Annotated in this window: 20 protein-coding genes and 1 tRNA gene; 12 read left to right on the forward strand and 9 right to left on the reverse strand. The window is 71.5% G+C overall.

Annotated features, from left to right (window positions below):
* Positions 1-98 precede the first annotated feature (98 nt).
* The 9 genes from ACFUO4_RS28855 (at position 99) to ACFUO4_RS28895 (ending at position 9,849) form a co-directional block, all read left to right on the forward strand.
* Positions 99-743 (forward strand): RNA polymerase sigma factor, encoded by a 645-nt coding sequence (locus tag ACFUO4_RS28855; RefSeq protein WP_079310925.1) that lies wholly within the window; start codon positions 99-101, stop codon positions 741-743.
* Positions 740-1,819, forward strand: coding sequence for a CU044_5270 family protein (locus ACFUO4_RS28860; protein WP_383490385.1), 1,080 nt, complete (start codon positions 740-742; stop codon positions 1,817-1,819). The genes ACFUO4_RS28855 and ACFUO4_RS28860 overlap by 4 nt, the downstream gene beginning before the upstream one ends.
* Positions 1,820-5,254: a S8 family peptidase gene (locus ACFUO4_RS28865; RefSeq protein ID WP_383490388.1), complete on the forward strand. Its 3,435-nt coding sequence runs from the start codon at positions 1,820-1,822 to the stop codon at positions 5,252-5,254.
* A gap of 336 nt (positions 5,255-5,590) precedes the next feature.
* The gene (locus tag ACFUO4_RS28870) at positions 5,591-6,154 is read left to right on the forward strand and encodes a hypothetical protein (RefSeq protein ID WP_383490391.1); all 564 of its coding nucleotides are present in this window, start codon (positions 5,591-5,593) and stop codon (positions 6,152-6,154) included.
* Positions 6,151-6,954, forward strand: coding sequence for a hypothetical protein (locus ACFUO4_RS28875; protein ID WP_383490394.1), 804 nt, complete (start codon positions 6,151-6,153; stop codon positions 6,952-6,954). The genes ACFUO4_RS28870 and ACFUO4_RS28875 overlap by 4 nt, the downstream gene beginning before the upstream one ends.
* A complete protein-coding gene (locus ACFUO4_RS28880) occupies positions 6,951-7,121 on the forward strand; it encodes a hypothetical protein (protein WP_383490397.1) in 171 nt (56 codons plus the stop codon). Before ACFUO4_RS28875 ends, ACFUO4_RS28880 begins: the two co-directional genes overlap by 4 nt.
* Complete coding sequence (locus tag ACFUO4_RS28885; protein WP_383490400.1) at positions 7,118-7,444, forward strand: hypothetical protein; 327 nt, start codon at positions 7,118-7,120, stop codon at positions 7,442-7,444. Before ACFUO4_RS28880 ends, ACFUO4_RS28885 begins: the two co-directional genes overlap by 4 nt.
* A 2-nt stretch (positions 7,445-7,446) precedes the next feature.
* Positions 7,447-7,626 carry a hypothetical protein gene (locus ACFUO4_RS28890; RefSeq protein ID WP_383490403.1) on the forward strand — a complete coding sequence of 60 codons (180 nt, stop codon included), beginning with the start codon at positions 7,447-7,449 and terminating at the stop codon, positions 7,624-7,626.
* An 87-nt stretch (positions 7,627-7,713) separates the two neighbouring features.
* Complete coding sequence (locus ACFUO4_RS28895) at positions 7,714-9,849, forward strand: FtsK/SpoIIIE domain-containing protein (RefSeq protein ID WP_383490406.1); 2,136 nt, start codon at positions 7,714-7,716, stop codon at positions 9,847-9,849.
* A 216-nt stretch (positions 9,850-10,065) separates the two neighbouring features.
* On the opposite strand, the gene ACFUO4_RS28900 is transcribed toward ACFUO4_RS28895, so the two are convergent.
* A complete protein-coding gene (locus ACFUO4_RS28900) occupies positions 10,066-10,836 on the reverse strand; it encodes a helix-turn-helix domain-containing protein (protein ID WP_383490409.1) in 771 nt (256 codons plus the stop codon).
* Positions 10,837-10,954: 118 nt separating this feature from the next.
* Between ACFUO4_RS28900 and ACFUO4_RS28905 the strand changes: the two genes are divergently transcribed.
* Positions 10,955-11,152, forward strand: a complete 198-nt coding sequence (locus ACFUO4_RS28905; protein ID WP_383490412.1) for a hypothetical protein — start codon at positions 10,955-10,957, stop codon at positions 11,150-11,152.
* A 604-nt stretch (positions 11,153-11,756) separates the two neighbouring features.
* Here ACFUO4_RS28905 and ACFUO4_RS28910 read toward each other — a convergent pair.
* The 5 genes from ACFUO4_RS28910 to ACFUO4_RS28930 all read right to left on the reverse strand — a co-directional run bounded on the left by ACFUO4_RS28910 (position 11,757) and on the right by ACFUO4_RS28930 (position 15,977).
* Positions 11,757-11,987 (reverse strand): hypothetical protein, encoded by a 231-nt coding sequence (locus ACFUO4_RS28910; protein WP_383490415.1) that lies wholly within the window; start codon positions 11,985-11,987, stop codon positions 11,757-11,759.
* A gap of 33 nt (positions 11,988-12,020) precedes the next feature.
* The gene (locus ACFUO4_RS28915; RefSeq protein ID WP_383490418.1) at positions 12,021-12,941 is read right to left on the reverse strand and encodes a hypothetical protein; all 921 of its coding nucleotides are present in this window, start codon (positions 12,939-12,941) and stop codon (positions 12,021-12,023) included.
* A gap of 17 nt (positions 12,942-12,958) precedes the next feature.
* Positions 12,959-14,812 (reverse strand): ATP-binding protein, encoded by a 1,854-nt coding sequence (locus ACFUO4_RS28920; protein WP_383490421.1) that lies wholly within the window; start codon positions 14,810-14,812, stop codon positions 12,959-12,961.
* The gene (locus ACFUO4_RS28925) at positions 14,809-15,693 is read right to left on the reverse strand and encodes a bifunctional DNA primase/polymerase (RefSeq protein WP_383490747.1); all 885 of its coding nucleotides are present in this window, start codon (positions 15,691-15,693) and stop codon (positions 14,809-14,811) included. The genes ACFUO4_RS28920 and ACFUO4_RS28925 overlap by 4 nt, the downstream gene beginning before the upstream one ends.
* Positions 15,694-15,773: 80 nt before the next feature.
* Positions 15,774-15,977 (reverse strand): helix-turn-helix domain-containing protein, encoded by a 204-nt coding sequence (locus tag ACFUO4_RS28930; RefSeq protein WP_383490424.1) that lies wholly within the window; start codon positions 15,975-15,977, stop codon positions 15,774-15,776.
* Positions 15,978-16,032: 55 nt separating this feature from the next.
* Here ACFUO4_RS28930 and ACFUO4_RS28935 point away from each other — a divergent pair, with 55 nt between their 5' ends.
* Positions 16,033-16,671 (forward strand): helix-turn-helix domain-containing protein, encoded by a 639-nt coding sequence (locus ACFUO4_RS28935; RefSeq protein WP_383490428.1) that lies wholly within the window; start codon positions 16,033-16,035, stop codon positions 16,669-16,671.
* Positions 16,664-17,866 carry a tyrosine-type recombinase/integrase gene (locus tag ACFUO4_RS28940; protein ID WP_383490431.1) on the forward strand — a complete coding sequence of 401 codons (1,203 nt, stop codon included), beginning with the start codon at positions 16,664-16,666 and terminating at the stop codon, positions 17,864-17,866. The genes ACFUO4_RS28935 and ACFUO4_RS28940 overlap by 8 nt, the downstream gene beginning before the upstream one ends.
* Before the next feature lie 91 nt (positions 17,867-17,957).
* Here ACFUO4_RS28940 and ACFUO4_RS28945 read toward each other — a convergent pair.
* The 3 genes from ACFUO4_RS28945 to ACFUO4_RS28955 form a co-directional block, all read right to left on the reverse strand.
* Positions 17,958-18,030: transfer RNA gene (locus tag ACFUO4_RS28945), tRNA-Arg, on the reverse strand.
* Between the two features lie 69 nt (positions 18,031-18,099).
* The gene (locus ACFUO4_RS28950; protein WP_383490434.1) at positions 18,100-19,794 is read right to left on the reverse strand and encodes an IclR family transcriptional regulator C-terminal domain-containing protein; all 1,695 of its coding nucleotides are present in this window, start codon (positions 19,792-19,794) and stop codon (positions 18,100-18,102) included.
* An 87-nt stretch (positions 19,795-19,881) separates the two neighbouring features.
* Complete coding sequence (locus ACFUO4_RS28955) at positions 19,882-21,168, reverse strand: M6 family metalloprotease domain-containing protein (RefSeq protein WP_383490437.1); 1,287 nt, start codon at positions 21,166-21,168, stop codon at positions 19,882-19,884.
* Positions 21,169-21,294 lie beyond the last annotated feature (126 nt).

Here is a 21,294-nt window from a genome sequence, read left to right on the forward strand (position 1 = left end):
GCGCTCTTCCCGTGCGTGCGGTCACCGCCCCGGCGGCCTGTGCGAGGGCTGTGACGTGTCTCACCGGAACTCGACCGCACCGAACGTCAGTGCAAGACGTGACCACAGATATGCGAACCCGGGTGCGAAACGGAGATCCGGACGCCTTCGCGGAACTCTTCGACGCGTGCGCCCGCGCGGTGTACAACCACGCCTTCCGGCTGACCGCCGACTGGGCGCTGGCCGAGGACGTGATGGCGACGACCTTCATGGAGGCGTGGCGGCGCCGCGCCTCGGTCGAGGCCGAAGGCGGCTCGCTGCGGCCGTGGCTGCTGGGCATCGCCACCAACGTCGCCCGCTCCCACCACCGCAGCAACCGCCGCTACCGCAACGCGGCGAGCGCCGCGGCCGCCGCGCACGCCGCCGAGGAACAGGTCGAGGACCACGCCGAGGAGACCGCCGGACGCCTGGACGACCGTCGCCGTATCGCCGCCACGCTCGCCGCCCTCAGCCTGCTCAAGCGCCCCGAGCGCGAGGTCCTGACGCTGTGCCTGTGGGAGGGGATGGAGTACGCCGAGGCGGCCCGCGCCCTCGGCATCCCGGTCGGCACCGTCCGCTCCCGCCTCTCCCGGGCCCGCGCGAGGCTGCGCAAACTCACCGACGCCCAACTGCTCGCAGAAAAACGGGAACCCACCCGCACGAACCGGCAGATAACAGGTGATCGCGGATACGCGGTCCGGTCCGCACAGGAAGGAAACCGATGAACGCCAGCCCCTCCCACCGGCCCCACCCGGCCGAGTGGACGGAGACGCAGAGTCTGCTGCCCTCCGCCGAGCGGGATCTGCCGGCGGGCCGCCACCAGTTCCACAAGGAGCAGATGATGGCCCGGATCCACGAAGACCTCCGCACCTCCTCCCGTACGTCCGCCACCTCTCCGGGCGCGCCCGTGCAGCGCTACAACCCGTTCCTGCGCCGTGCGGTCCTGCTGCCCGCCGCGGCCTTCGCCCTGGCCGGCGCCGTCGTGGGCGGCCTCGCCCTCACCGGCGGCGGGACCGACGGCGGCAAGACCGCCCTGGCCACCGGCCCCGCACTGACCACCAGCATCGGCGTCGCCGACCCCAAGGGCGCCCCCCAGCTCCTCGACCGCATCTCCCTGGCCGCCGCCGACACCTCCGCGCCCACCCCGCGCAAGGGCCAGTACATCTACATCGCCTCGAAGGTGGCCGACACCTACATCAAGACCGTCGGCGACAAGAGCGAGGCGGTCAGCAACGAGCTGCACTCCCGCCAGGTCTGGAACTCCCTCGACGGCAGGGACGGCTGGCTGATCGAGGCCGGTGAGACCGGTGACAAGGGCATCACCCTGAAGAGCGACGTCCCGTTCAGCGGCGCCTACAACGCCCTGGCCGGGCTGCCGACCGACCCCGACGCGCTGCTGCGGAAGATCTACCAGGAGTCGGACGCCGTCCGGGACCCCGAAGTCCCGCGCGACCAGGCCGCCTTCGTCGCGATCGGCGATCTGCTGTTCGAGAGCTACCCGCCCGCCGAGGTCGGTGCCGCGCTCTACAAGGCCGCGGCCAAGATCCCCGGAGTCGTCTCGGTGGATGACGCGGTCGACGCCACGGGCCGGCACGGGGTCGCGATCGCGCGGGAGAACGACGGTGAGCGCACCGAGTGGATCTTCGACAAGAAGACGCTGCGGTTCCTCGGCGAGCGCATCGTGGTGGTCAAGGCCACGGCGGGCGACCCCCTCAAGGTCGGTACAGTCACGCACACCAGCGCGATCACCGAGCGCGCGGTCGTCGACGCCGCCCAGCAGGTCCCCGGGCAGGCGAGCTGAATGCGCGACAGAACCACGAGCGCCTCGCTGGCCGCCCTGCTGGTGGCGGGGCTGATGACGGGCGTCTCGGTGGCCGCCACGGGATCCGGCCTGGGCGTACGGACGCAGGACACCGCCACGGTCGCGTCGCCCGGCAGCCCCGGCCTCGGTGTACGGACGCAGGACACCGCCACCGTCGCGTCGCCCGGCAGCCCCAGCCTCGGCGCGCGGACCGCCGGCTCCGCCTCCGCGGCCGGCCGGTACGTCACCCTCCTCACCGGCGACCGGGTCCGGCTGGACGCCCGGGGCCGGGTGACGGGTGTTCAGCGTGCCCCGGGCCGTGAGCACGTCCCGGTGTCCGTGCGCGGCGTCGGGGGCGATCAGTACGTCGTGCCCGCCGACGCCGCCGCCCTGATCGGCCAAGGCGTCCTGGACATGCGGCTGTTCGACGTCAGCGGCCTGATACGCGCAGGCTACGACGACTCCCGGCGCCGCACGCTCCCGCTGATCGTGTCGTACGAGGGGAAGTCCGCCCAGCGCGGCAGCACCCAGAAGTCACTGGTCGCGGACAGCGACGCCATCGTGCGCCGGGAGCTGCCCAGCGTGGCGGGCGCGGCCATCACCCTGCCCAAGGCCGGGGCCGACGACATGTGGCAGACCCTCACCGAGGGGAAGGGAGTCGCGCGGGTCTGGCTGGACGGCCGCTTCAAGGCGCCGGCGGACGAAGACGGGGCGAACGCCGGGGAATTGGGCGGCAGCGTCACTCAGATCGGCGCCCCGGCCGCCTGGGCTGCCGGATACGACGGCAAGGGCGTCAAGGTCGCCGTCCTGGACACCGGCATCGACACCACCCACCCGGACCTCGCCTCGGCGGTGACGGCGGCGAAGGACTTCAGCGGCACCGGCAGCACCGACGACAAGGCCGGCCACGGCACGCATGTCGCGGCGACGGTGGCGGGCTCGGGGGCCCGCTCCGGCGGGCGCTACAAGGGTGTCGCACCCGGTGCGGAGATCCTCGACGCGAAGGTGCTGAACGACGACGGCGAGGGCACCGACTCGTCCGTCATCGCCGGCCTGGAGTGGGCCGCCGGGCAGGGCGCCAAGGTGGCCAACCTCAGCCTGGGCCAGACCGACACCCCGGGGGAGGACCCGGTCGAGGCGGCGGTGAACGCCCTCTCTAGGAGCACCGGCATGCTCACCGTCGCCGCGGCCGGCAACGAGGGCCCCGACGCCGGAACCGTCGGCTCCCCGGGGGCCGCGGAGTCGGCGCTCACCGTGGGCGCCGTCGACGGCGAGGACCGGCTCGCCGAATTCTCCAGCACCGGCCCGACCGCCGACAACGCACTGAAACCGGACCTCACGGCGCCGGGCGTGGACATCGTCTCGGCGAGGGCGGCGCACGGCCACATGGGCGACCCGGCGGCCGACGGCTACGTCTCCATGTCCGGTACGTCGATGGCGACGCCGCATGCCGCGGGTGCGGCCGCGATCCTCGCCCAGCGGCACCCCGACTGGACCGGAGCCCGGATCAAGCAGGCGCTCACCGCGTCCACCACCCCGACCACCGGCGCGACCGGCTACCAGCAGGGGACGGGCCGGCTCGACGTGTCCCGGGCACTTCAGGGGGAGGTGGCGAGCGAACAGACCTCCGTCTCCTTCGGCAAGCAGCTGTGGCCCCACACCGACGACCGGCCGCTCACCCGGCACATCACCTACCGCAACGACGGCGACCACCCCGTCACCCTGGACCTGACGGCCGGCGCGACCGGCCCCGGAGGCAGCACGGCCCCCGAAGGCATGTTCACGCTGAGCACCACACAGCTCACCGTCCCGGCGGGCGGCACCGCCGGCGTCGACCTCACCGCGGACACCCGCGTCGAGGCGGCGAACGGCACCTACTCGGGCACGCTGGTCGCCACCGCGCGGAACGGCACTGACCCCACGACCGCCGCCCCTACGGCCGTACGGACCGCCTTCGGTGTCATACGCGAGGCCGAGGCACACGACCTCACCCTGAAGTTCCTCGACCGCGGCGGCCGGCCCGTGAGCGCGCCGCTGACCGAGATCCTCGCCTACTCGGGCACGTACTGGACCACGAACCTCAGGGACTCCGAGCAGATCTCCAAGGGCGTGTACCGGGTGCGGGTCCCGCGCGGCGACTACGTCGTGGACACCGTGCTGGAAGGCGCCGAGGGCACCTCCGCGCTGGTCCGGCCCCGGCTCTCCGTCACCGGGGACACCACGGTCGTCTTCGACGCGCGCAGGGCGAAGCCGGTCGGGATCACCGCGCCGCGGGGCGCGAAGATGTCGGACGGCCAGCTCAACGTCGCCGTGGGCACCGGAAGCGGTTCGCACAACAGCACCCTGTTCTGGGGGACGTTCAAGAACCTGCGCACCGCGACCCTGGGACCGGCCGCCCCGGCCGGGAGGCTCAGCACGCAGCTCGGCGGCCTGTGGCAGAAGGACAGCACCACCTACCACCTGCTGTACAACCTGCCCGACCGCTTCCCCACCGGCTACCGGCACACCACGCGCATGGCCGAACTGGCCCTGCTGAAGCGGAACTTCGGCTCGTCCGCCGCCCACCGCAAGGGCATCGTCAACGTCCTGTGGAGCGGCCCCACCCTGTCGCTGGGAACGGTGAGCGACCCCTTCCCGCTGCCGACGACCGCGAAGATCTACGTCACCACGCCCAAGGGCTTCCAATGGACGGCCAACCTGGGCCAGCGAAACGCCTCCGGAGACGAGGATGACGTCTTCTACGGCACGGAGCGCGCGAGGTCGTACCGGGCGGGCCGGACCTACGCGGCCACGTACAACGTCGGTGTCTTCAGTCCGGTCACCGGCGGCCCGTACGGCGCACGGCGCGACGGCGACACCCTGGAGCTGTGCGTCCCCGACCTCGCCGACGGGGCCGGTCATCCCGCCTCCTCCGTCGCCGAACGCCGCACCACGGTCACCGCGGACGGCGGCACCCTGCTCGACAACGACGGCGACCTCTGCCAGACCGCGGAGAAGCTCCCGCCCGCCCCGGCCCGCTACACGCTCCGCACGGACCTGACCCGCCCGCCGGGCGTGGCCACGACCACGACCCGCCTGACAGCGGCCTGGACCTTCACGTCCAGCCCGTCCGACTCCGGCTCGCTGCCCCTCTCCACGGTCCGCTTCCATCCGAAGCTGACCCCGACCGGCACGGCCCCCGCGGGCCGCCGCATCACGATCCCCCTCTCCCTCCAGGGCCCGGCGGCCACCCACCTGAAGTCCCTGACGGTGAAGGTCTCCTACGACGCCGGCAGGACCTGGTCCCCCGCCCCGGTGACCACGACCCACGGCAAGAGGACCCTCACCCTGACCCACCCGGAAGACGCCCGCTCGGTCTCCCTCGCATCCACCCTGACCGACACCACCGGCAACACCTACGCGGTGACGATCCTGAAGGCGTACCTCCTGACCTGACACGGTCCGGCACGCGCGCGGCACGACGCCCGAACGGCCAAGGGCCGGCCCGGGAGGAAAACCTCCTGAGCCGGCCCTTCAGTCTGTGCCCCCGGCAGGATTCGAACCTGCGACACCCGCTTTAGGAGTCCGTACGGGGCAATGATCTGACCTGCGATCTTGGGCTCATAGGCCGATTGACCTGCGGAAACGGCATCTTGCCGTATCCCAAGTTATCCCGGCCTCTCCCGTCCTCATGTGTACGGCATACGTACGAGAAACGGGGCGGCGCCGCCGCATGCGGAGACATGGTGGCGGCGCCTACGGCCGGACCCTTCCATACAAGGAGTCCAGACCGTGAACCACACCGTATCCGCGATCGATTGGCCCGTCGACCAGCCGATTCCCTACACCGTGACCCCGCTCGCGCTCGACGGCATCCCGTCGCCCCGCAGCGCCTGCCCGTCCTGGTGCAGCGCCGAGGCGCGCATCGAGCTCGGCGGCGCGGCCGCACTCGGCGTGATGCTGTTCAACGGGGACGACGGCCCGTCCGTCGGCGTGTTCAGCGACGACGCGACCGGCGCCGACCTCGACGTCGACGGCGTCGACCAACTGATCGAGGACGTCGAGGCGTTCCTGCCGAAGCTGCGCGGCATGCGCAGGCGGCTCGCCAAGAGCAGCCGGCAGGCAGACGAGACTCGTGTGCCCCTGTATGGCGCGGCCGCCGAGAGCGTGCGCGATCGGCTGCGTGAGCCGAGCGACCTCGACGTCGCCGCCCGCATCGCCCGACGTCTGCTCGCCGATTACGCCGACGTCGACCACGGCGACTCGTTCGCCCTCAACCAGGCGCACGGCGCCATCCGCGAGGCTCTGCGCATTCTGCTGCGGGCCGTCGACGTCGAGGCGGGTGAGCGCTCGTGAGCGTCGACGACTCCCGCACGTGGATCCGGCGGATGTCGACCGCGGCCGGGCTCGCGTACACCGCGATCGCCGAGTACGAACTCGCGCGCCGGCTCGGCGCGCGGCCGCCGATCGCCGTCATGCTGCCGCTGTCGATCGACTGCTACGTGATCGCCGCGCTCAAGTGGTTCCGGGCACTCGACGTCGCCCTGTCGCTGGTGCTCATGGGTGCCGCGCAGGTCGCCGCACACGCGCTTGAGGCGGGCGTCGTGCACGTGACCCTGCGGCTCGTCACGGTCGTCTCGCTGCTCGTGCCGGTCGCCCTGTGGCGCACTCACGCACTGGCCCGCAGCGAGCACGACGTGCCCGAGCCCGTCGTCGAGCGGGTCGTCGAGTACGCCGAGCCGGTCGAGGTCGAGCGCGTACCCGAGGCGCGACCGGAGCGTGCCGCGCTGCCCCGTCCCGTACCCGAGGTCGTACCCGACGGGGTGCGGCTGCTGCCGATCGTCACCCGGCCCGAGCCGGTCGAGGTACGGCAGGCGTTCGCCGCCGAGCGGCCGCGTACCCGCGCCGAGGTGCACGCCGAGTACGTGCCCGAGGCGCCCGAGCCGGGCGTACCCGACGTCGAGCCCGACCCGCTCGCAGCGTTCGGGCTCGGCGAGAGCGCACAGCAGTTCCGCGCCGAGCTGCTCGCCGGCGACGTGCCGTCGATCCGCAGCATCAAGGCTGGACTCCGGTGCGGGCAGGCGCGCGCCGAGGCGCTGCAGAACGCGTTCCGCGCGTTCGTCGACGACCAGGCGCGGCAGGGGGTGCGGGCATGAAGCCGCTGTTCCTGGGGGCCCTGCTCGGGCTGCTGCTCGCCTTCCCGCCGCTGCTCGCGCTCGTCGGCGACCTGGTCGCCGTCGTCGCGCAGCCGGTCGTCGTCGCGGTCAGCGCCGGACTCATGGCCCGCCGGGTACGCCGCGGCGTGCGGAGGTGGGCGCGGTGAACGAGGACCTCGTGAAAGCGGCCCGCGACGCCGTCGAGGCGGCCGACAACACCGAGTTGACCCGACAGATCGCCGCGATCCTCGCCGCGCAGCAGCTCCTCAACCAGCAGCCGCAGCAGCCGCCAGCCGCACCGCCGCAGCCGTTCGACGCCCGCAAGTGGCTCGTGATCGGCGGCGTCGTGGTCGCCGGCGGCGCCGCGGCCGCGTTGTTCGCCGCGGCCCTCGCACTCGTCGCCGTGGCGGTCGCCGTCGGCGGTGTCTGCGCAACCGCCTGCCTGCTCATCCTGCGCGGCCTGTACCGCGACTACCTGAGGGGGAAGTGACCATGCCGGTCTCTAAGCACGACCCGTACAGCGCCCGCGAGTTGGCGCAGATCATCGCGCTCGGTCTCCGTATCGAGCGGCGCCGCGCCTACGGCAAGTCGACCGCGGCCCTGGAGCGGCAGGCCGACCGCATCCGCGAGCGGGCAGAAGCCCGCGAGGCTGCCCGCAGCAAGCGCAAGTAGGTACGCCACGGGGCGGCCGTACCCGGCAAGGTACAGCGGCCGCCCCGTGTCCTCCGATCACCCATGACAGCAACCGGAGTGACCAGCATGACGGATATTGAGGTACCCACGACAGACACCCGATCGAGTACACCCGTACCCGAGTCGCGCGAGGCACCGAGTACACCGAGTACGCCCGCGGTCGAGACCGGACCGCAGCCGACCGCCGGCCGGGTACGCGCCCGCCGTCGGATACGCGTCGACTCGCTGCGCCGGGTCGTCGTCGAGGCGCGCGAACACACCGCATATCGGGTCGTCGTCCGCCACGGCGCCTATGTCGTCGGCGGCGCCCGCATCCTCGGCCGCCGTACCTGGGACGGCCGCACCGCCGCCCGGTACGAGCGGCTGCTGCGCATCGCCGAGGCCGCGGGCAACGAGGACGCGATGCGGGAGTGGGAGGCGCGCGGGCACGCCTACCGGGCCGCGCGGCACAAGCGGCGTATGGAGCTGCTGCAGCTCGTGCTTACCGCACCGAAGGCGATCGCCTCGGCACTCGCGTCCGCGGCCGCGCTGCTGCTGTTCGCCGGCGCTCTGCTCGCCTACGCCAACCACGACGTGCACGACGTGCTGACGCCGATCAACGGCGTGATCGAACTCGTGCAGTGGGTCGCGTTCATCGCCGGCGTGGTCTGGGAACCGCTGCTCGTGTCGCTGCCGTGGCTCGCCCTCACCGCGGTGTGGGCGACCGGCCGGGCACGGAACACCGCGCCCCTGTGGGCGCTGCCCGCGGATGCAGCGCAGCGCGACGTCGTGCCAGACGAGGGCGCGATCCTCACGGCCCTGCAGCACCTCGGCGTCGCCCCGCTGAACAAGGCATTCAAGGAAGGGTGGCAGGCGCGATGGGTGTCGCCGACAACCCGGCTCGGCAACGGGTGGCACTCGCAGCTGCAGCTTCCCCTCGGCGTCACGGTCGAAATGGTCAACGACAGGAAGAACGTGCTTGCGCACAACTTGCTGCGTAAGCCGATCGAGGTATGGCCGACCGAGCCGAAGAACCAACCCGGCGTCCTCGATCTGTGGGTCGCCGATCAGGGCTCGCTCTCGGGTGCTGTGCCGCCGTGGCCACTGCTCGCCGAGGGAACGACCGACTACTTCAAGGGCGTGCCGCTCGCCGTGTCGCAGCGCGGCGACCAGGTCGTCGGCAAGCTCATGGCCGCGAACTACCTGGTCGGCGGCATCATGGGCTCGGGTAAGTCGTCGCTGGTCATCGCCCTACTGCTCGGCGCGATCCTCGACCCGCTCGTCGACATCGAGGCGTACGTCATGGCGTACAACGTCGACTACGACCCGCTGCGCCCGCGGCTGCGGACGCTGGTCAAGGGCGACGAAGACGAACAGATCGAGGCGGCGCTGCACGCGCTGCGGAACCTGCGCGACGACGTCACCGAGCGCGGCAAGCTGCTCGAATCACTCGGCGGCGACTCGGTGCGGCTCACCCGCGAACTCGCCCAGCGCGACCCGCGGATGCGGCCGAAGGTCGTCGTATTCGACGAGTGCCACGAGCTGTTCATGCACAAGAAGTACGGCGCCGAGGCGGCCGAACTCGCCGTCAAGGTGATGAAGAAAGCGCGCAAGGTCGGGATCACCCTGATCTGGGTCACGGTGTCGCCGACCGCCGACAGCATCCCGCGCGACGTCACCCGCAACACCTCGCACCGCGTCGCGTTCGCCGTCGGCGACCACGTCGCCAATGACGGGCTGCTCGGCTCGGGCAAGCACAAGGCCGGCATCACCGCGACCACGCTGATTCCCGGCGAGGACATCGGCACGGCCGTGACGGTCGGCTTCACCAAGAACCCGTTCGAGGTCGTGCGCTCGTACTACGTCCGCAAGGACGAGAGCGCCGACGAGGTGACGCCGGTCGTCGCGCGAGCGATGGAGCTGTACGCCGGCGTCGACCACGCACCGCAGCGCACGTTCGAGCCCGTCGACCAGCTCGCCGACGTCGCCGCGGTGCTCGGCGACGAGACACGCGTGCGGACGCAAGAAGTGCTGCAGCGGCTCGTCGAGCGCAACCCGGCCGCCTACCGCGGGTGGACGTTCGCCGACCTCAAGAGCGCACTTGAGCCGTACGGCGCACAGCCGTACAAGTCCAACGGGGTGCAGGTCGTCTCACGCGAACGAGTCCAGGACGCCATCCTTGAGCGGCTCGCCGAGGACGTCGACGAGCCCGACGACGAGTAGGGAGGCACCTCGACCTCGGGGAGTTCTCCCCGACGGCATCCCTGCCCCTGCCTCCCCCGGCCGACCTGCGGCAACGGTGCCGTAGGGAGTCCAGGGAGGCGGGGGAGCAGCGGGCGTCGACACCCTCAATCGGCGGCCGATCGCCCACCGCCTCGCCTCCCTCCCCGGACACACGAACGGCCCCCGTCCACCATCGGACGGGGGCCGTCGTCATGCTCAGCCCTCGGGCCGCCGGCTGTACTCCGCCAACGTCGCCTTGCTCGTCGACGCGTCCATCAGCCGCAGTTCCCACGGCCCCGTGTTCACGTCGAATTCCTTGCCGAACCCGACCCACTTCCCGGCCATACGCCGGCCCGTCGGCTCGACGAGCATCTGCAGCGCGCCGAAGTAGCGGGCGCCCCGGTAGTAGCCGTCCGCGGCCGTCTGCTCGGTCCACGTGCCCGTGACCGTGTTGCCGTCGAGCTGCAGATCGAGCGACAGCGGGCTGTCAGGGTTGAGAGACGCGCCCGGCAGGCTCTGCGCCGTGAGCCGGTTGCCGTGCTGCAGCAACACGACGTAGTGCTTCCCGACGAACGTGTCGCCCCGACCCGACGAGTAGAACTCGTACGTCGACAGCCATACGCCCGAGTAATTCCCGCGCGCAGACGCAGGCTGTGCCGTCGGGGCGCCGGCCGCGGCCGGGACGCCGACGGGTGAGTCTTCGAGGTCGTGCCCGCCGTGGCCGTCGTCGGCGACGCGAGCGACCGGCACGGGCAGGGTGAAGCCGAGCGCCTCGATCGGCAGGCCCGTGACCGCCTGCAGAGCGCGGGCGTACACCGGCCGAGGCGCGGCCGTGTCGCCGCTCTCCCAGCGCTGCACAAGCCGCTTCGACGCGTCGTTGGGCTGCCCGGCCTGGTCTCCCGCCTCGCGGATGGCTCGGGCGAACTCGTCCTGTGACATGAGCAGCCCCATGCGGACCGCCCGAAGGGTGCTGTTCGGTGTGGACATGCGATCAACGGTAGACCTTCCGCCTGCGGAATGACACCGGAATGTCGTCCTGTCGGACGCCGAAATGACACCGCGTACGACGCCGCGCAGGGCGACGTTGCGGCGACATTCTGTGACCATGACCACACGTCAGATCGTGAGCGACCGGGTCGCAAGTCTCTTCCCGCTCGAAGAACCGGAGCCGCCGACCGGCTGCGACGTCTGCGGAGCGCTCGCCCGGCAACGAACCGAGGCGCGAGCAGCGGGCGACCTGTCGAGAGTGAGCGACCTCAACGTCGAGATCCGCAGCCATCACGGCAGGGGCAGGACGTCGTGAGCGAACAGCGGAGCACACTCGACGAGCTTGGCGTCGACTGGACCGAGGTCTACCGAGCCATCCTCGACCACGGCTCGCAGTGCGCCGTCTGCGCCACGGCCGCCGCCGGCTGCGGCGTGCATCGTGTGCTGTGGCGCCTCTGCCGCGCGCTTCGCAGGTACAGGGCATCAGCCGGTTGACCGTGCTCACCGTGACCCGCAAGTGCGCCGAGAGGGGTGGGGGGTGACTCCCCCCGCCCCCCGATCTTCGCCCCGGGAGGTGCTGTGGGCGTCGTTCTGTACGGGTCTGGGGAAACCGGCGCAGCGCCCTTTCCCGCTGCGTAGCGCCCTGCTGTGGCCTTGATCGCCGCCGTCCGGAGTGATTCGAACCCCCAACCCGGCAGGCGCCCGCCTATCACTTCGGCGTGTCGCCGATTCGCATCGTGCCTGGTCAGGGACCTAAAAGCGTTCCACGCACAGCAGAGCGCCCCGCCGGCCGGGATGGCGACGGGGCGCTCGGGGTGGCGCTGGACAGTCAGGGCACCATGCGCAGTGCTCGTGTCCATGGCTCCCAGCTCGCCGGAACTGACCGAACAGCGGGCGGGGTGACTTTGACGCCTGGTCTGTCAGGCGGCCGACGAGTCGCCGGCCTCCCACTTGTCGAGCTGGGCACGGGCCGCTCGGCCGCGTTCGCCGCCGCGCGCGGCCGCGTTCGCGAGGACCATGCGGTTCACGCGGGTGTCGTCGAGCCTGGCGAACTCTTCGGCCGGGCCGTCGCCGGCGAGCGGGCCGATGTACTTGCGGTACAGGGCCCTGCCGTCGGCGAGGCTCCGGGGCGTGCGCTCTGCGTTGCTCATGGGTGTATCCCTTCCTGGTCGTGAGCGCCGTGGTCAGGCGCTGCGGTACTCGCTCCACTCGGAGCCGTCGCCGCCGCGGACGCGCACCGGGCGCTTGCCGCGATGCTCGACTCGCTCGCTGTCGCCGGCGTCGCCGCGGGCCGCGGCGTCCTCGCGCTGCGTGGTCCACGCCTTCTTGAGTTCGCCGATGGTGGGCACCCACAGCCGAACCTGCGGGGTGGACAGCAGCCACATGACCCACTCGCGGTCGTGGCGCACCTCGAACGGGCGCTGCTGGTAGACGACCGGCCACGGCGGTCGGACGGTCGAGTCGCCGCCGGGCGTCCACTCGGGCCACAGCTCGGCGACGTTCTCGATCTCGGACCAGACGTTGAACACAGAGGCGAACCCGACGCTGCCGAACTTCGTGCCGAGGCTCTCGCCGATCGCCATACGAGCGACTGTCTTCTGTGCGTCCCGGATGGCTTTGTAGCGCGTCACGATGGCGGCCATCCCCGACCAGGCGGCGACGGCATCCGGGCCGCGATCGATGGCGCCTTGTGCGTCGTGCACGCCGTGCAGCGCTGCCACCATCGGCCGCGCCTGGTCGAGCAGCTCGTCGAGGACGGGGCGCAGAGCGCGCAGGCCCTCGTCGGCACCTGCCTTGACCGTGTTCTCGCCGTGGTTCTGCAGCCGGCGTTCGATGCCCGTGAGGATCTGCAGCTCGGCCGCACGGAACTCGCCGGCCTGCTGCGCTTCCCACGCGCGGCGCCCGAGGTCGTCGGGTACGGGCTTGCCAGAAATGAGCGCGGCGAACGCGTCGGCGCCGAGGTCGACCGGCTGCGCGCCGCTCCCCGAGCGCAGTTCCTTGAGACGCTGCTGCAGCGCGGCGTCCGCGGCCTGTACGGCGCGGAATCCGGGGATGGCTTCGCGCGTGATGTCGAGCGGGTCGCGCTCGGCGTTGGTCTCGGTCATGGTCGTGCCTTCCGTAGTCAGGCTGCGGCCGGGCCGCAGGTGGGATGTGTGGTCTGTCCGGGCTCGATCCGAGCCATAGGGAACCCGCACTCGTCGCACAGGGCGGTCAAGGAATCAGAGAGTGGCTGCGAACTAGCGCCCGCAGCGCCCGTAGCGCCCGCAGGCCCGTGTTCGGGCACGTCAGGCAGGGTGTCGGCTGCGGGTGCTGCGCTGAGGTGAGCGCCCGCACGAGCGCCCGCAGCGCCCGCCGAGCGCCCGCTGCGGGTGCTGCGTTCGCTGCTGCGGGTGCTCGCGTTGACCGCAGCGCCCGCGCGTTCCTGCTGATCAGACCCGGTTGCGGGTGCTGTGGGCGCTGCGGGTGCTGTCTTGCGCCTACTCTCTGATGACGTGAGCCGGTAGAGACGCGATCGGTTACCCCTCGGCTGTCGCTGCGAGTCGTCGACGTTGACGCCGATCGTCCGCAGCGCGGGGGCGAGCCGCTTGAGTTGGCCGGCCGCGCGGGTCGAGTCCTTCGGCCACTTCTTCGGCAGCCGCTCGGGCGTCTGCACCGCATCGAGCAGTTCCTGCGCCGTCAAGGTCACGCCGTCCGCCCCGGCCGTGTCGACCAGGGCGACGACCGCCTGCGCGAACGGCTCGCCGTCGAGGACGTCGGCGACGGCGTCACGGGCGCTCGACTTGTACGAGTGAAGGGTGTCCCAGCCCTGCACCTGGTCGACTGCGGCGAGGATCCGCGCGAAGTCCGCCATGCGCGGGCGCTCCGTGAGGTGCACCTCAGGCAGCACCTTGAGCACCTGCGCGAGCAGATCGAACAGCGACGCAAGGATCGAGGCGTGAGCCTCGGCGTACACCGCGTCCAACTCAGCTTCCTCGCGCCGCTTGTGGTCGGGAATCAGGTTCAACTCGATCGTCAGCAGCCGCTCGGCGAGGTCGCCCGCGAGCGCGCCGGCGTCGATCGTCGTCATCGCCAGGACGCGCCGGAACTCCAGCACGACGACGTCGTCGTCGGTGTAGAGCGCGCGGTCGACGATGCCGTCGCCGGTCACCGCCCGACACAGCGCGTCGGACAGCCAATCGGCGATGATCGAGACGTTGTCGAGGCACAGCGCCCACGAGTTGAACGCCTGCGTCGCCCATGCCTTCACGTCGCGCGGCGCCGTCCGCTTCGGGGCGCCGGACGGGTCGATGATTCCGATCACCATCGCCGCGCCCTTCGACTTCCCGGTGCCCTGCTCGCCGCGGAACGTCAGGATCGGGTGCGGCAGATCGGGAATGAACGAGGCGACCAGCCATGCGACGAGCAGCCGGAACCCCTCCTCACTGGTGTTGAGCAGCTCGCGCAACTTCGTGAGGCCGTCGCCGTCGGCGAGCGGCTCGGGCAGCGGTTTCATGGCACCCGACCGGCGGAACAGAATCGGCGAGCGCGGCTCACGGCGCCATCCGTCCGGCCCGATGATGACGCAACGGCCGTCCGACGTCGCCAGGTCGACGACGATCTCGTCGCCGTGCCGGGCAACCCGCAGGTGGGGCACTCGCGGGTCGGCGGCCGCCGCGACACCCTCAAGCACGGTCATCGCGTCGGCGAGCGCCGACTGCGACGGCACCGAACCGTCGTTCTCGTCGGTGTAGATACGGGCGAGCTGCGAACGCAGGCCAGCTTTCCCGCGCAGCGGCAGCGCGATGTTCGGCCCGTCTTGCTTCACGCCGTAGGGGCGTCCGTCCTCGGACATGAACAGCTCGTAGCGCTCGCGAGCGAGGGCGACGAGCTGCGACGCCTGCGACGGGCCGCGCCCCTTCCCCTCGTCGGCGAGGCCGGCGCGCCGAAGGATCTCGCGCGCCTTCTCGTCGATGTTGTCGTCGTCGTCCTTGCTCATGCGCGCTTCCTTGTCGGTGCGTTGCGGGCGCTGCTCACCGTGCGCTCGGCGGCACGCTCGGGGTGCCCGAGGGACACCGCGGCGTCGATCAGGGCGCGCGCGACGGCGTCGGGGTCGACGCCGGTCTCGAACGCGCGGCAGGCTGCCCAGTACAAGCGGTTGTTCAGCTCGCCCTCGGGCGCCTGCAGCACGAACTTCACGAGCCCGGTGAGTACGGCGGACCGGTGCCGCCCTGGTGCCGGTCGACGAGCGGTCGTTGCGAGCCGCTGTACGGGTGTGGGAGTCATCAGGTCGACCAGGGCGAGCGGCGCCTGCGCGACGCGATGCATCGCGGCGACCCGGTATACGCCCTTCGGCGTCCATGAGCCGGGGCCGACGAGGTACCCGCCGTATCCGCGGACGTCGATGCCCGGTGCGAGCTTGCTCGCGCTGTTCTGCACCGCGGCGCCGGCCGGGCCGATGAACCACAGGTGCAGTCCGCCCGAGGGCGTCGCGATGACGATCGTCTCGGGCACGGCGAACCCGTGCTCGTCGGCGAGGTCGCGCAGCGCCTCGACGCCGTCGACGCCGTTCTTCCGGTCGAGGTCGACACCCAGTAGCGGGTGTTCGCCGCGGCCGCAGGCGATGCCGTATCCGGTGGCGTGTGGCGCGGCGGCGAACAGCTCGGCGAGCCGGTGCTCGTCGTCGGTGGCGTCGTACACGCCGTGTCCGGGGCGGCCGCACTCGCCGCGGCACTTCGGGGTGCCGGGTGGGTCGTCGCGGTGCGGCGAGCGGATCGCCGGCATCTTGGTCCGCCCGATCGGGAAGACGTGCAACCCCCGGTGTGTGGCTTCCGTGGCGGCAACGAGTGCCTGCCGCCATGCGGCGCCGTGTGGCACCATGTCCGGTGACGCGCCCCGCAGGCAGTCATCCGCCCCCGCGACCTGTTCCCGCAGGCCGGGGGCGCTGTCGTTGTCGTTGTTCACGCCGCTGCTCCTGTTGCGGTCGTGCGCTCGTTCAGCCACGCCTCGACCGCAGAGCGGGTGTAGCGGATCCGACCGCCACGGCCGGGCGTGAGCTTGATGTACGCCGGCCCGATGCCGAGCCATCGCCAGTTGGCGAGGGTCTGCGGACTGACGCCCATGAGTTCGCCCGCCTGAGCGGGCGTGAGCCTCTCCGTTCCCATGAGAACCCCTGTCGAGATTTTCGCGATGAAGACTTGCATCATCGCGGGATAGTCCGTGATGATGTGGAGCGTAACCGGGATGATCCCGGTCCGCAAGATCCGGGGTTCTGTCGAGAAAAGCTCGACTGATAACGTCCGGATCATGACGACAGGACGTATCGAGTTGGGACCGACCGGGCGGACTGTGGCCGCCAATGTGAAGCGTCTGCGGGAGGCGCGAGGGCTCACCTTGCGTGCTCTGTCCGCGGAGTTGAAGGAGCGCGGACGGCCGCTCAGTGCCGATGCGCTCAACAAGATCGAGAACGGTGCGCAGGATGACGGCCGCGCTGTGCGGCGAGTCGATGTCGACGACCTGGTCGCTCTGTCGGCTGCTCTCGGCGTCGGACCGCTCGCGCTGCTGCTGCCGGTAGACACCGAGGCAAACGACACGATCGAGGTAACCGGCACCGCGGCGCTCAGCGCTCTGTCGGCATGGCATTGGGGCATCGGCGAGGGGCCGATCGAGCTGCCGAAGGAGCGGGGCACAGCGGCGGCCGGCCGTGCGCTGTACGCCGTGACGGCGCACTACCGGCTGCACGGATTGCCGCACTGGCTCGTCGAGCTGCAGGACGAGCAGCGAGACGACCACTCGCGATCGACGGCTGCGCAATACGAGCGGGAGCAGCAGAAGGACTCTGGGGGTGCCGATGGCTAGGGTCTGGATCGAGGACCGAGCCAACCATGCCGACTATCAACAGGCTGTGGAGAAGTGGCAGGCGGCGAAGCGCGAGGGCAGCAAGCGGCAGGCTCCGGGCCGGTGGCGGGTGCGGTGGTATGGCCCGGACAACAAGCCGAAGGCGAAGACCTTCGCGAAGCTGCCGCAGGCCGAGGCGGAGAAGGACGCGATCACGCAGCGGCTCGGCAGGGGTTCGTACCGTGATCCACAGTCGGCGAAGACCGCGCTACGAGTGGTCGCCGAGGAGTGGCACGGCTCGCTGCGGAAGCAAGGGCGCCGGACGAAAGACGACTACCGCGAGCTGCTCGACCTGTACGTGCTGCCCAAGTGGGGTGAGTGGCAGGTCGGCGCGATCCAGTGGGCCGACGTGAACGAGTGGGTCAACGAGCTCTGCACCATGCCCGGCGCGGCTGGCCGCAAGCTCAGCCCGGCCCGCATCACAAAGGCGTACTACGTCCTCAGCGGCGTCATGAAGCACGCCGTACGGACGCACCGCATCGCGGCGAGCCCGGTCACGAATCACGACCTGCCCCGGACGGACGACGACGAGGATCACGTCTATCTGTCGCACGAGCAGCTCGAACAGCTCGCGCACGCCGCCGGCCGTTACCGGACGTTCGTCCTGGTGCTCGGGTACTCCGGCATCCGGTGGGGCGAGGCGATCGGCATCAAGGTCGGCCGTCTGCAGCTCGAACAGCGGCGCATCCGCATTGTGCAGGCGTACAGCGACGTCGACGGGAACCTCGAACTCGGGCCGGTCAAGAATCACGAGAAGCGCTCGGTGCCGCTGCCCCGCTCGTTCGCCGACGAGCTGCGGCCGCTCGCAGTCGGCCGCGGCCGCGACGAGCTGCTGTTCACCGCGCCCGAGGGCGGACCGATGCGATACCCGAACTTCCGCCGGCGCGACTGGGACAAGGCCGTCAAGGCGGCCGGGCTCGGCGACCTCGGCATCACGCCGCACAAGCTGCGCCACACCGCGGCGTCACTGGCGATCGCGGCCGGCGCCGACGTCAAGGTCGTGCAGACCATGCTCGGGCACAAGTCGGCGGCGATGACGCTCGACGTGTACGGCCACCTGTTCCCGGATCGGCTCGACGAGGTCGCCGACGTGCTCGACCAGGGCCGCGCCGCCGCTGTCGCGAAGCTGAAAGCGTCACTCACGACCGGAGCGTGATCGAAACCATGTGTACAAAATGCGTACTGCCCGCTCGGGCATCTCCGAACGGGCAGTGACCAACTGGCCTATGACCAGCGCTTTTCAGTTGTGCCCCCGGCAGGATTCGAACCTGCGACACCCGCTTTAGGAGAGCGGTGCTCTATCCCCTGAGCTACGAAGGCTGGGTTGCGACGAGGATCTCGGTGAGATCCGCGACCAGCCTAGCGGATAAGGGATGGGGGATGGGAAGGTCAGGCGGTGGGGACGCGGGTGAAGCGGTCCGCCGTGTGGAAGTCCTGCTCGATCGCCGTCGCGGTGGCCCGGAGTTCCGGCAGCAGGTCGCTCACGCACTCCGCGGGGGTGCGACGGGTGGTGTGCATGGCGGTGTTCAGTGCCGCGACCACCCGGCCCCGGTGGTCGCGGACCGGCACCGCGATCGAGCGCAGGCCCGCCTCCAGTTCCTCGTCGACCAGGGCGTACCCCTGGGCGTGAGCCTCGGTCAGGAGCCGGTGGAGGGCCGCGGGGTCGGTGACGGTGCGCGGGGTCAGCGGGCGCGGTTCGCCCAGGGTGCGGCGGCTCCGCGGGAGGTCGGCCAGCAGGACCCGGCCCATGGAGGTCGCGTAGGCGGGGAGCCGGGTGCCGACGGTGAGGTTCACGCTCATCACACGGTTGGTGGCGACCCGGGCCGTGTACTGGATCTCGTCGCCGGCCGGGGTGAGCACCGCCAGGGACGCCGACTCGTGGATGCGGGAGGCGAGGTCCGCCAGGTGCGGGGTCGCGATCTCGGCCAGTGAGGTCCGGGCGAGCGCCGGGAAGCCCAGGCTCAGCACCCGGGGGGTGAGGGTGAAGGTGCGGTGCGCGGTCGCGGTGACGAGACCCAGGTGCTCGTAGGTGATCAGGGCGCGGCGGGCCGTGGCCCGTGCCAGCCCCGTCGCCTTCGCGACCTCCGTCAGGGTCAGCGCGGCCCGGCCCTCGCCGAACGCCGTCAGCACGGTCAGGCCCCGTGCCAGGGACTCCACGAACCCCCGGCCGAGCTCCTGCTTGGAGGCCCCGGTCCAGACCGCCAGGCCCGACGGACCGGCCCCCGGCTCCGGCGCGGACGGCGGCCGGCGCAGTTCCCGCTCCATGTCCGCCACCGCCACCCGCAGCCGCGGCAGCAGCGTCTCGCGCAGACCGGCCGCGGTGTGCCGGCTGGTGTGGCTGACCACGCTCGCCGCGCACGCGATCCGTCCGGTGTGCGGGTCGCGCACCGGCACCGCGACCGCCACCAGACCCGGTTCGATCAGCTGGTCGTCCAACGCCCACCCGTCGACGGCCGCTTGCGTCGCCCGGAGCTCGAACTCCTCGTCCGGCCAGGGGTGTTCGCGGGGCGGTACGGCGGGAAAGCCCCGGTCCTCGGGGTCGGCCGCCCGGCGTTCCCGCCACGCCCGCCGGTCCGCGTCCGTCCACTCCGTCGCGAACAGGGCGCCGGGCGCGGTGCGTTCGGCCGGGAGCAGGTCGCCGATGCGGAAGCTGAGGGACATCGCGCGGCGCCGGGTGGCCTGGTGGATGAAGCGGATGCCGTCGCGGTCGGCGACCGCCAGGGACACCGACTCGTCGAGCTCGTCGGCCAGTTCGTCGGCGCGCGCGTCCAGCAGCGCGGGCAGTCGCAGGGCGGCCAGATAGGCGTTGCCGAGTTCCATCAGCCGGGGGGTGAGGACCACGTCCCGGCCGTCGAGGCGGACGTACCCCATGCGGGCGAGGGTGGCGGTGATGCGGTCGACCGTGGAGCGCGCGAGCCCGGTCGCCCGCTCCAGCGCGCTCGGGCTCAGCGTCCCGCCCGCCTCGGTCAGCTCCCGCAGCACGGCGACGCCACGGATCAACGGCGCGACCGCCTCCGCCGGGACGGCGGCGGGGTCCCTCACATCCACGGCGTCATCCATGGTCGGGGTCGTCTTCGCGGGCATCGGCTCTCCGGTACGGCAGTCACAGGAGCCCTACGGTAATCCGGCGAACGCCGTCCGGTCCGTACCGCGTCCGAGGCCCCCCGCCCCTCAGCCCCGCGTGACCCGCACCCGGTAGTCCCCGGACAGGTCCACCCCCGTCACCTCGATCCGGATGTGTCGCTTCCGGTCGCGGAAGACCTGGCCCGGGGTGAAGGGCGCGTCCGAGAGTTCCGCGTGGACGTTGGGGCTGCGGGTGCAGCCGCCGCTGTCGCGGCGGGCGTCGTAGACTGTGACCGGGCCCATCCCGGTGTCGACGTCCGCGTTCACCTTGTAGATCAGCGCACCCGGCCGGCACACCGCCTCGTCGTTGCCCTCGCGGGTGCGCAGCTCCACGGCGTACCCGGTGCGGCCGCTGACCGGGACGAAGAGCAGCTTGGAGCCGCCGGCGCGGGCCATCGGGGTGAGCGTGTACTCGGTGGGCCCGGGGGTCGTCACACAGGTGACCTGTGAGGCGTCCAGCCAGCCCAGCTTCCATTTGTGCCAGCCGAGGAGGTCGTTGTTGGCGCCCCAGTCCTCACTCATGATGTCCCAGTGCCCGACCGCGCCGCCGCCGTTCGCCGTGTAGAGGTCGGGCAGGCCGAAGACATGGCCGTTCTCGTGCGGCAGCACCCGGTAGCCGGTCTGCGCGAAGGAGCCGGAGCCGTCGTCCTGCCGGGAGTAGACGAAGGACGCGTTGGCGACCGGCACGCCGTCGGCGACCGGAGCGTCCGGGTTGCCGGCGAAGGTCACCGACAGCACCGTGTCCAGCGCCGAGGGCCCGGCGTCCGGGGTGACCAGCACGTTCAGGAAGTCGTACGACCGGAAGTCCACCTTCGGATCGGCCGCGGCCACGATGTCCTGGACCAGCTCCCGGTAGCCGGGGTCGAAGGGCGCGCCGCGCTCTATGCCGTAGGACGCGAAGGGCTTCGGCATCCGCAGCCAGGTCGGGATCGGCGTCTCGGGGCGGTAGTCGAGGCGGCCGTAGGAGCTGGTGCGGAACCACTCCCGGGTCTGCGGGAAGAACTCGCGGAAGCGGTCGAGGGCGGGGCCGCGGCCCGGGGCGTCGGAGAAGTCGATCATCAGGGTGAGGGCGCGGACGGTGCCGGTGGAGCGGGAGTAGCCGCCGGTGGTGGGGACGCCCTCGGACATCTGGATCGCGGCGCCGCCGCGGATCAGACAGGGGCCGTGGGCGGAGGTGCGGGCCAGGGCGATCGGTCCGGCGCCCGCGGGTGCGGGGGCCGCCGTGCGGTGGCCCGTGCCTGCCGAGGTGCTGACCACCAGGGTCAGCGCGGTCACGGACATGAGAGCGGCGACGCGGCGCGGGCGTATCCGACGGCTGGTCTGCGTGTGCTGCATGCACGGCCCTCTCCGTCCACGGCAGCCGTCTGACCACGGACTGCGCCCTTTCGCTCACCCTGGGTCGAGGGCTGCGCGGGCGCGCGCTGGAGGGGCCGAACGTGGGTTTCTCGGAGGAGAGGATGT

It is taken from the genome of Streptomyces sp. NPDC057280 (assembly GCF_042668605.1).
Lineage (GTDB): Bacteria > Actinomycetota > Actinomycetes > Streptomycetales > Streptomycetaceae > Streptomyces.

Coding starts and splice junctions, on each gene's coding strand:
- ACFUO4_RS28860 (WP_383490385.1), top strand. CDS start 740: ATGAACGCCAGCCCCTCCCACCGGCCCCACCCGGCCGAGTGGACGGAG.
- ACFUO4_RS28865 (WP_383490388.1), top strand. CDS start 1,820: ATGCGCGACAGAACCACGAGCGCCTCGCTGGCCGCCCTGCTGGTGGCG.
- ACFUO4_RS28880 (WP_383490397.1), top strand. CDS start 6,951: ATGAAGCCGCTGTTCCTGGGGGCCCTGCTCGGGCTGCTGCTCGCCTTC.
- ACFUO4_RS28890 (WP_383490403.1), top strand. CDS start 7,447: ATGCCGGTCTCTAAGCACGACCCGTACAGCGCCCGCGAGTTGGCGCAG.
- ACFUO4_RS28895 (WP_383490406.1), top strand. CDS start 7,714: ATGACGGATATTGAGGTACCCACGACAGACACCCGATCGAGTACACCC.
- ACFUO4_RS28900 (WP_383490409.1), bottom strand. CDS start 10,836: ATGTCCACACCGAACAGCACCCTTCGGGCGGTCCGCATGGGGCTGCTC.
- ACFUO4_RS28905 (WP_383490412.1), top strand. CDS start 10,955: ATGACCACACGTCAGATCGTGAGCGACCGGGTCGCAAGTCTCTTCCCG.
- ACFUO4_RS28910 (WP_383490415.1), bottom strand. CDS start 11,987: ATGAGCAACGCAGAGCGCACGCCCCGGAGCCTCGCCGACGGCAGGGCC.
- ACFUO4_RS28915 (WP_383490418.1), bottom strand. CDS start 12,941: ATGACCGAGACCAACGCCGAGCGCGACCCGCTCGACATCACGCGCGAA.
- ACFUO4_RS28920 (WP_383490421.1), bottom strand. CDS start 14,812: ATGAGCAAGGACGACGACGACAACATCGACGAGAAGGCGCGCGAGATC.
- ACFUO4_RS28925 (WP_383490747.1), bottom strand. CDS start 15,693: ATGGTGCCACACGGCGCCGCATGGCGGCAGGCACTCGTTGCCGCCACG.
- ACFUO4_RS28930 (WP_383490424.1), bottom strand. CDS start 15,977: ATGGGAACGGAGAGGCTCACGCCCGCTCAGGCGGGCGAACTCATGGGC.
- ACFUO4_RS28940 (WP_383490431.1), top strand. CDS start 16,664: ATGGCTAGGGTCTGGATCGAGGACCGAGCCAACCATGCCGACTATCAA.
- ACFUO4_RS28950 (WP_383490434.1), bottom strand. CDS start 19,794: ATGCCCGCGAAGACGACCCCGACCATGGATGACGCCGTGGATGTGAGG.
- ACFUO4_RS28955 (WP_383490437.1), bottom strand. CDS start 21,168: ATGCAGCACACGCAGACCAGCCGTCGGATACGCCCGCGCCGCGTCGCC.